This is a genomic window from Ferruginibacter sp., assembly GCF_031430955.1.
GTDB lineage: Bacteria > Bacteroidota > Bacteroidia > Chitinophagales > Chitinophagaceae > Ferruginibacter.
In genome coordinates, this window is the sequence record NZ_JANPCM010000271.1 from 1 (window position 1) to 7,306 (window position 7,306).

At 36.8% G+C, this 7,306-nt stretch carries 10 protein-coding genes; 8 read left to right on the forward strand and 2 right to left on the reverse strand.

What is annotated here, in order from left to right; translation table 11 throughout:
- On the reverse strand, positions 1-396 hold a 396-nt coding region (locus ACY65O_RS07620; protein ID WP_462220257.1), incomplete at its 3' end, for a shikimate kinase.
- A 59-nt stretch (positions 397-455) separates the two neighbouring features.
- Entirely contained in the window at positions 456-1,169 is a 714-nt protein-coding gene (locus tag ACY65O_RS07625; protein WP_462220258.1) for a carboxypeptidase-like regulatory domain-containing protein, read from the reverse strand.
- A 168-nt stretch (positions 1,170-1,337) separates the two neighbouring features.
- Between ACY65O_RS07625 and ACY65O_RS07630 the strand changes: the two genes are divergently transcribed.
- The 8 genes from ACY65O_RS07630 (at position 1,338) to pyrF (ending at position 7,120) form a co-directional block, all read left to right on the forward strand.
- Positions 1,338-2,435 carry an Mrp/NBP35 family ATP-binding protein gene (locus tag ACY65O_RS07630; RefSeq protein ID WP_462220259.1) on the forward strand — a complete coding sequence of 366 codons (1,098 nt, stop codon included), beginning with the start codon at positions 1,338-1,340 and terminating at the stop codon, positions 2,433-2,435.
- A gap of 255 nt (positions 2,436-2,690) precedes the next feature.
- Complete coding sequence (locus tag ACY65O_RS07635) at positions 2,691-3,554, forward strand: glycerophosphodiester phosphodiesterase (RefSeq protein ID WP_462220260.1); 864 nt, start codon at positions 2,691-2,693, stop codon at positions 3,552-3,554.
- A complete protein-coding gene (locus ACY65O_RS07640; RefSeq protein WP_462220261.1) occupies positions 3,547-3,921 on the forward strand; it encodes a hypothetical protein in 375 nt (124 codons plus the stop codon). The genes ACY65O_RS07635 and ACY65O_RS07640 overlap by 8 nt, the downstream gene beginning before the upstream one ends.
- 2 nt (positions 3,922-3,923) lie before the next feature.
- A complete protein-coding gene (gene kynU / locus ACY65O_RS07645; protein WP_462220262.1) occupies positions 3,924-5,198 on the forward strand; it encodes a kynureninase in 1,275 nt (424 codons plus the stop codon).
- Positions 5,198-5,815, forward strand: coding sequence for an FMN-binding negative transcriptional regulator (locus ACY65O_RS07650; protein ID WP_462220263.1), 618 nt, complete (start codon positions 5,198-5,200; stop codon positions 5,813-5,815). The genes kynU and ACY65O_RS07650 overlap by 1 nt, the downstream gene beginning before the upstream one ends.
- A gap of 47 nt (positions 5,816-5,862) precedes the next feature.
- Positions 5,863-6,090 (forward strand): type II toxin-antitoxin system HicB family antitoxin, encoded by a 228-nt coding sequence (locus tag ACY65O_RS07655; protein ID WP_462220264.1) that lies wholly within the window; start codon positions 5,863-5,865, stop codon positions 6,088-6,090.
- Entirely contained in the window at positions 6,087-6,290 is a 204-nt protein-coding gene (locus tag ACY65O_RS07660) for a type II toxin-antitoxin system HicA family toxin (protein ID WP_462220265.1), read from the forward strand. Before ACY65O_RS07655 ends, ACY65O_RS07660 begins: the two co-directional genes overlap by 4 nt.
- Positions 6,291-6,295: 5 nt before the next feature.
- Positions 6,296-7,120, forward strand: a complete 825-nt coding sequence (pyrF, locus tag ACY65O_RS07665; protein ID WP_462220266.1) for an orotidine-5'-phosphate decarboxylase — start codon at positions 6,296-6,298, stop codon at positions 7,118-7,120.
- Positions 7,121-7,306: the final 186 nt, after the last annotated feature.

Consider the following 7,306-nt stretch of genomic DNA (forward strand, 5'->3'; position numbering starts at 1 on the left):
CTCTGTAATTACCCGGTTAAAAATTTCGTTTGCTGTTGCAAAAAGATATACCGTTGTTCCATTTGCATTCATCCACTGCATATTATTATTAAAGCATGGTGTGCCACCCCCGCAGGCAATTATACAATTTTGTTTTGTTGCAAATGTTTGCAGTATTTCCATTTCCTTCTGCCTAAAATACGCCTCGCCATTTTGGCTAAATATTTCAGCAACCGATTTTTTTTCTTCCTGTTCTATTACTTCATCCAGATCAAAAAATTGTTTACCGCTTTTTACAGACCATAATTTGCCCCAGTGCGTTTTGCCGCTGCCCATAAAACCAATAAGAAAGATTTTAATGCCCCCATCCCCTGAAGGGGAGTTATTTGAGAAACCTGCTTTTTTAGAAATATCCAAGTTTTGAAGTTTTGAATTATTTAATACCCTTTGTATAACTCCCCTTCTGGGGATGGGGGCTAATGCTTTGGATTATAAATATCGTTGGGTGTAGGTGTGGTGGAAGGTGTTGGCGATGTACGTGTAGTAGAAGAACTCTTCTTTTTAAAATCTCCTCTCTTCCATGCTTTAATAAACTCTGCCCAAGCAAATGGATTAAAAATATTTTGCGGGGGCACCTGGCCGGCATAATAAGCTTTTGTACCTGCCTGTCTTAAAAATTGGTTACTTGCTTCCCTTCCGTCAGAAGGTAAGTTGGCTGCTAAAATGCGGCGTGTGGCAGCGTCATTATTTTTTCGGGCAACAGTTATATAATCATCCTGCACAGGGTTGTTTAAAAAATCCCTTTCAAACTGTGCCCTTGACGGACGTGATTTTATAATTGTTGCAGGCAGGTAAATGGTATCGTTGATCATTAACTGAATTACACTTTGCTGATTGCCGGTAAGATCTTTAGGAATAGCAACCATTTTTGTTTTAAAGCCAATGCTGCTGAATTCAATTTCGTCGCCTTTTAAAACTACAATGCTAAAAACGCCTTTATCGTTAGTTACTGTTCCCCGGTTTTGATTTTTTACCACCACACTTACGCCTTCCAAACCTTTTAAACTATCCGCCGTCATTACCAGGCCGTATAATTGCACTACCGAATCTTTAAAAGATTCGAACTGAGCTTTTGACTGCACAGGCTTAATAAAACAAAAACTAAAAATTAAAGGTATAAATCTATGCATCAATAAAAGTTGAATAATGGTATGCCGTACAAGTGAGTGACACAACGATGTTAAACAGTGTTACCAAAGTTTGTCCCAAAAATAACAACATTCCTTAATTAATAAACAAAGTAAAGGCATGGTTGTTTAAATTTGCAGCTCTGTTGGCATTTTAACAAATAATTGAACATGACAAACGAAGATATTTTAAAAGCGCTGAGTAATGTGCAGGAACCCGATTTAGGCAAGGATCTGGTGACCTTAAATATGGTAAAAGATATAAATATTGAGGGCAATAATGTGTCGTTTACCATTGTGCTTACTACGCCTGCCTGCCCTATGAAAGATATGATGCGGATGGCCAGTGAAAATGCGGTAAAAATATTGGTGAATGCAGCAGCCGTGGTTACCGTAAATTTTACGGCCAACACTACCACTAACAGAAAAGATGCTAAGACAATTTTGGGTGGTGTAAAAAATATTATTGCTGTAGTGAGTGGTAAAGGCGGTGTAGGAAAAAGTACAGTAAGTGCCAATCTTGCTTTGGCATTAGCGGCCGGTGGTGCAAAAGTTGGGCTGATGGATGCTGATATTTACGGCCCCAGCCAGCACATAATGTTTGGCATACGTGGCGAAAGGCCTTTGATGAAAGATGATGGCAGTGGTAAAGGAATGATAGTTCCGATTGAAAAATTTGGTATTAAAATAATGAGCATTGGTTTGCTGATTGATGAAAAGCAGGCGGTGGTTTGGCGTGGGCCAATGGTGAGCAGTGCCATCCGCCAGTTTGTTACCGAAGTTGATTGGGGCGAACTGGATTATTTAGTGATTGATATGCCACCCGGCACCGGCGATATTCATTTAACTGTGGTGCAAACTGTACCTGTTACAGGAGTTATTGTTGTTACTACGCCGCAATTGGTGGCACTTGCCGATGCAAAAAAAGGTGTAGCCATGTTCGGGCAGGCACAACTGAAAGTACCAGTAATTGGTTTGGTAGAAAACATGAGTTATTTTACTCCGGCAGAATTGCCCGGTAATAAATATTATATTTTTGGAAAAGATGGCGGCAAAAATTTAGCCGATGAATTTGATCTTGCTTTTTTAGGCCAAATACCTATTGTACAAAGCATACGTGAGGGCGGCGATATTGGGGTGCCCGTAATGGTGAGTGATGAACCGGTAAGCAAAAAAGCTTTTGAAGATTTTGCAGGCAATGCTGTTAGGGCAATTGCCATGAGGAATGCGAATATGGAGCCGACGAAAGTGCAGGAGATGGTGAGATAACCTCACCTTGAACTACGTTCGTTCCCAAATGGGAACTCCAAAGGATAGGGAAATGAGAAGATTGTAGCGGAAAATAAACGAGATTATTTTTTTGTACCAGGCATTTGTAATGCTGTTTAGCTTCATTGGCGTCGCACTCTTGTACATTATCCCATTATTCATCTTTAATTATGTTTTATGAATAAAAGCATTTCCCTTTTACTTTTATTGATGGTTGCAATATTTTCATGCTCCTCTCCTAAAAAAAATACTGGTATGAACAGTGAAGTACAAAAGTCGCCTTCAGTGGATTTAGGAGCAACCGTTTTCGATAAACAAGGCCACCGTGGCTGCCGTGGACTTATGCCGGAGAATACAATTCCCGCAATGATCAACGCAATAGGATTAGGTGTTACTACTTTAGAAATGGATGTGGTAATTACAAAAGATAAGCAGGTGATATTATCGCATGAACCGTTTTTTAATCATGAGATAACTACTAATGCCAATGGCAGTTTTGTAAATGAAAAAGAAGAAAAGAATTTCAATATTTATAAAATGAATTTTGCTGAAACGCAGCAATTTGATGTGGGACTAAAACCGCACCCCCGTTTTCCGAAGCAACAAAAAATGGCGGTACATAAACCACGTTTGGCTGATGTATTTGATTCGGTAAAAAATTATATGATGATGGCGAGAAGGCCGTTTCCTTTTTATAATATTGAAACAAAATCAATGCCTGCTACAGATAATATTTTTCATCCTGCGCCTGCCGAATTTGTAGAATTACTGATGAAAGTGATTAAAGAAAAAGATGTGGAGCAATATATAATTATTCAATCTTTTGATTTTAGGACATTGCAATATTTGCATAAACATTACCCGGCAATACAGACGGCTATGCTTATTGAAGATTATGATAAACGAACTATTGAAGAACAAATTAAAGCGTTAGGATTTACACCAACTATTTACAGCCCTGCATATATTTTAGCTACGGATGAAGTGATAAAAAAATGTCATCAGCAAAACATAAAAATTATTCCATGGACGGTGAACGATAAAAAAGAAATAGAAAGATTGAAGGGTTTGGGAGTGGATGGAATAATTACTGACTACCCTAATTTGTTTAATGAGTAATAAAACAAAGCATATTTTATTTATAATTTTTGCAGTACTTGCTTTTGCAGCTTTAGTTTATCATGCTTTTGCAATTTATCATCCTGAAACAGATCCTCCAATAATAAGTCTGGCAACCTCTTTAAGGCATGCAATTTTCATTGTAATAAATATAATTTTTATTTATGGAGTATTAAAAAGACCAAAATGGTTTATTTGGTTTGTGTTAGTTTTAACTTTACAACAATGGTACAGTCACGGCAGTTACGCTATTGAGCTTTGGCAACAGCAGCATATTATACACTGGATAAGTGTGGCAGATATTTTACTTTTACCATTGTTATTAATTTTATTAATAGCAGATAAAAAAAATAAACAACAGGTATAAATATGTCTCATCAATTCACAATATCATACGCAAAAGAATCAGACCATAATGATGCGTTGCATATTTACAGGGAACAATTTTACATTCCGCTTTTAAATAATAAGCATGCTATATATTTTTTAGGCAACTCATTAGGCCTGCAACCTAAAACAACACAGGATGAAGTATTGAAAATAATGGAAGCCTGGGCCAACTTTGGTGTGGAAGGTTTTTTTATGGGCAAAGAACCCTGGTTAAATTATCATAAAAAAATAACGCCATTGCTGTGCGATATTGTTGGTGCAAAAGAACAGGAGCTCGTAACAATGAATCACCTTACAGTGAATTTACATTTGCTGATGATCTCATTTTATCAACCCACAAAAAACAGGTATAAAATAATTTGTGAAGCGAAAGCATTTCCTTCCGACCAATATGCATTTCAATCGCAGGTTAAATTGCATGGCTATAAAATTGAAGATGCAATAATTGAAGTGCATCCCAAGGAAGGAACAGAAATTATTACCACAGCAGATATTATTGCAACAATTGAGCAGCATAAAGACACCGTGGCAATGGTTTTATTCAGTGGGCTAAATTATTATACCGGACAGGTTTTTGATATGCCAGCCATTACCGAAGCAGCGCATAATGCAGGTGCTTATGCAGGATTTGATCTGGCCCATGCCGCAGGTAATGTAGAGCTGCAGCTTCACAACTGGAATGTTGATTTTGCCTGCTGGTGCAATTACAAATATTTAAACAGCGGGCCGGGTGCTATTGCCGGTGCATTTATAAATGAAAAGCATTTACAAAATAAAAAGTTAAAAAGATTAGAAGGCTGGTGGGGTAATGATGTAGCCAATCGTTTTAAAATGGAAAATAGTTTTACGCCCTCACCCAATGCCGAAGCCTGGCAAATGAGTACAGCCCCAATGTTATTATTGGCAAGCCATAAAGCATCGATGGATATTTTTAAGCAAGCAGGTTTTAAAAACTTATTATCAAAAAGTAAATTATTAAGCGATTATTTATTTTTTGTACTGAATGAAATTAACCAGCCTGAAAAAAGATTTACTATTCTTACGCCACGTAACAGCAACGAGAGAGGTTGCCAGGTTTCTTTATCTGTTTTTAAAAATGCAAAAGCTGTTTTTGATGAACTGCTGCCCAATGGAATTTTTGCCGACTGGAGAGAACCGAATGTAATAAGGGTTGCGCCAGTGCCATTGTATAATTCCTTTGAAGAAATATTTACTTTTGCTGCAACCCTAAAACAAATTTTAAAGAAGTACTAATGTATAAACTGGGGCATTTTACCGAAGCAGACGAACAAAAAGTTATTGCTTTTATGCAAGAAAATTCTTTTGCAATGATTACAGGTATTAGCGAAAAATATCCCGTAGCTACGCAAATTCCGTTAGAAGTTGAAGTGAAAGAAGGCAATATTTTTTTGCACGGACATATTATGAGAAACACGGATCACCATAAAGCATTTGAAAAAAATGAAAATGTTTTGGTTGTATTTACCGGCCCTCATTGTTATGTAAGTGCAAGCTGGTACACTAATCCGCAAACAGCCAGCACGTGGAATTATATGACTGTTCATGCAAAAGGGAAAATAATTTTTACTGATGAAGAAGGCACCTGCAATGTTATAAAAGCACTTACTAATAAATATGAAGGGTTAGAAACCGCAGCGGCATTTAATAAAATGCCCAAAGAATATATACTGCCCATGTTAAAAGCAATTATTGGTTTTACAATTGAAGTAGAAAGTTTGGAAAATACTTTTAAATTAAGCCAGAACAGAGATGAAGCATCTAAAAAAAATATTATTGAGCAATTGAAAAAACGTGGTGACTATAATTCTGCTGCAATTGCTAACGAAATGGAAAAGTTAAATGATCAGTAAACTATGAAATTTGGGTTTATTTTTTTACATTTGTAATGAATTAAAATATGCAATACAACTATAAAATATTATTAAATAAAGAGGAAGAAGGCGGGTATATGGTTACCGTTCCTGCATTACCGGGCTGTATTACACAGGGCGACACGATAGATGAAGCTTTGACAATGGCAAAAGAAGCTATTGAATTGTATGTAGAAGAATTGCAATCGAGAGGGGAACCAATACCTGACAATACAAATACGCTTGAGTATTCCCTTAACCTGGAAACTGCATGAACCAGTCTCCGCAGCATTTAATTAAGCTTTTGGAAAAAAAAGGATTTCTTTTTAAACGTTCAAAAGGCTCTCACCAAATTTTTTATAACTCTGCAACTAACATTACTGTTATTGTACCCGTGCATGGTAGTAAGGATGTAAAGAAAGGTACCTTTCTCGCCATTATTAAACAAGCAGGTATTGATAAAAGAGATGTTTAATTATTATGACAAGAAAACAACTGGTTGAACAAATTCAACAAAAAAAATCTTACTTATGTGTGGGATTAGATACCGACATCACAAAAATTCCTAAACATTTACAATCGCACCCGGATGCAATTTTTGAATTTAATAAAGCAATTATTGATGCCACGAAAGACATTTGTGTAAGCTATAAAATTAATACTGCTTTTTATGAAGCACTTGGTTTGAAAGGGTGGCAAGCGATGGAGCAAACAGTAAATTATATCCCAACCGAACATTTAAAAATTGCAGATGCCAAGCGTGGCGATATTGGCAACACTTCTTCTCAATATGCCAAAGCCTTTTTTGAAACGTTGAATTTTGATGCCATAACTGTAGCACCTTATATGGGTGAAGACAGCATTCGTCCTTTTTTAGAATATGAAAATAAATGGACGATAGTGTTGGGATTAACCAGCAATGCAGGCAGTAAAGATTTTGAACAGTTGCGTTTGGTTAGTGAAGACACAAACCACGGCGGCGAATTTTTATACGAAAAGGTTTTAAAAAAAGTTAGCAACTGGGGTAATAAAGATAATTTAATGTTTGTAGTGGGTGCCACAAAAGCAAGCGGCTTAGAAAAAATCAGAGAAATAATTCCTGATAATTTTTTATTGGTACCGGGTGTTGGTTTCCAGGGCGGCAGTTTAAAAGATGTAAGTAAATACGGCATGAATAAAGATTGCGGCCTTTTAGTAAATGCCAGCAGGGCAATAATTTTTGCCAGCGAAAAAGAAGATTTTGCAGCAGAAGCAAGGGTTATTGCACAGCAGTATCAAAATGAAATGGCCGGGTATCTTTTGTAAAATTTAATTGAGATTAATATTTCATAGCCAGTTTTAATTTACCCCACAGCTCATTATCAAAACTGCTTGGCCCGGCAACACTTCCGCCTGCATCATCGCCTAATCTTACCACCACCACATCTAAACTTGGTATCACATAAATTTTCTTATCGTCTTTACCCAATGCCATAAACATATCTGCAGGTG

Coding starts and splice junctions, on each gene's coding strand:
- pyrF (WP_462220266.1), top strand. CDS start 6,296: ATGACAAGAAAACAACTGGTTGAACAAATTCAACAAAAAAAATCTTAC.
- ACY65O_RS07630 (WP_462220259.1), top strand. CDS start 1,338: ATGACAAACGAAGATATTTTAAAAGCGCTGAGTAATGTGCAGGAACCC.
- ACY65O_RS07640 (WP_462220261.1), top strand. CDS start 3,547: ATGAGTAATAAAACAAAGCATATTTTATTTATAATTTTTGCAGTACTT.
- kynU (WP_462220262.1), top strand. CDS start 3,924: ATGTCTCATCAATTCACAATATCATACGCAAAAGAATCAGACCATAAT.
- ACY65O_RS07635 (WP_462220260.1), top strand. CDS start 2,691: ATGAACAGTGAAGTACAAAAGTCGCCTTCAGTGGATTTAGGAGCAACC.
- ACY65O_RS07655 (WP_462220264.1), top strand. CDS start 5,863: ATGCAATACAACTATAAAATATTATTAAATAAAGAGGAAGAAGGCGGG.
- ACY65O_RS07650 (WP_462220263.1), top strand. CDS start 5,198: ATGTATAAACTGGGGCATTTTACCGAAGCAGACGAACAAAAAGTTATT.
- ACY65O_RS07625 (WP_462220258.1), bottom strand. CDS start 1,169: ATGCATAGATTTATACCTTTAATTTTTAGTTTTTGTTTTATTAAGCCT.
- ACY65O_RS07660 (WP_462220265.1), top strand. CDS start 6,087: ATGAACCAGTCTCCGCAGCATTTAATTAAGCTTTTGGAAAAAAAAGGA.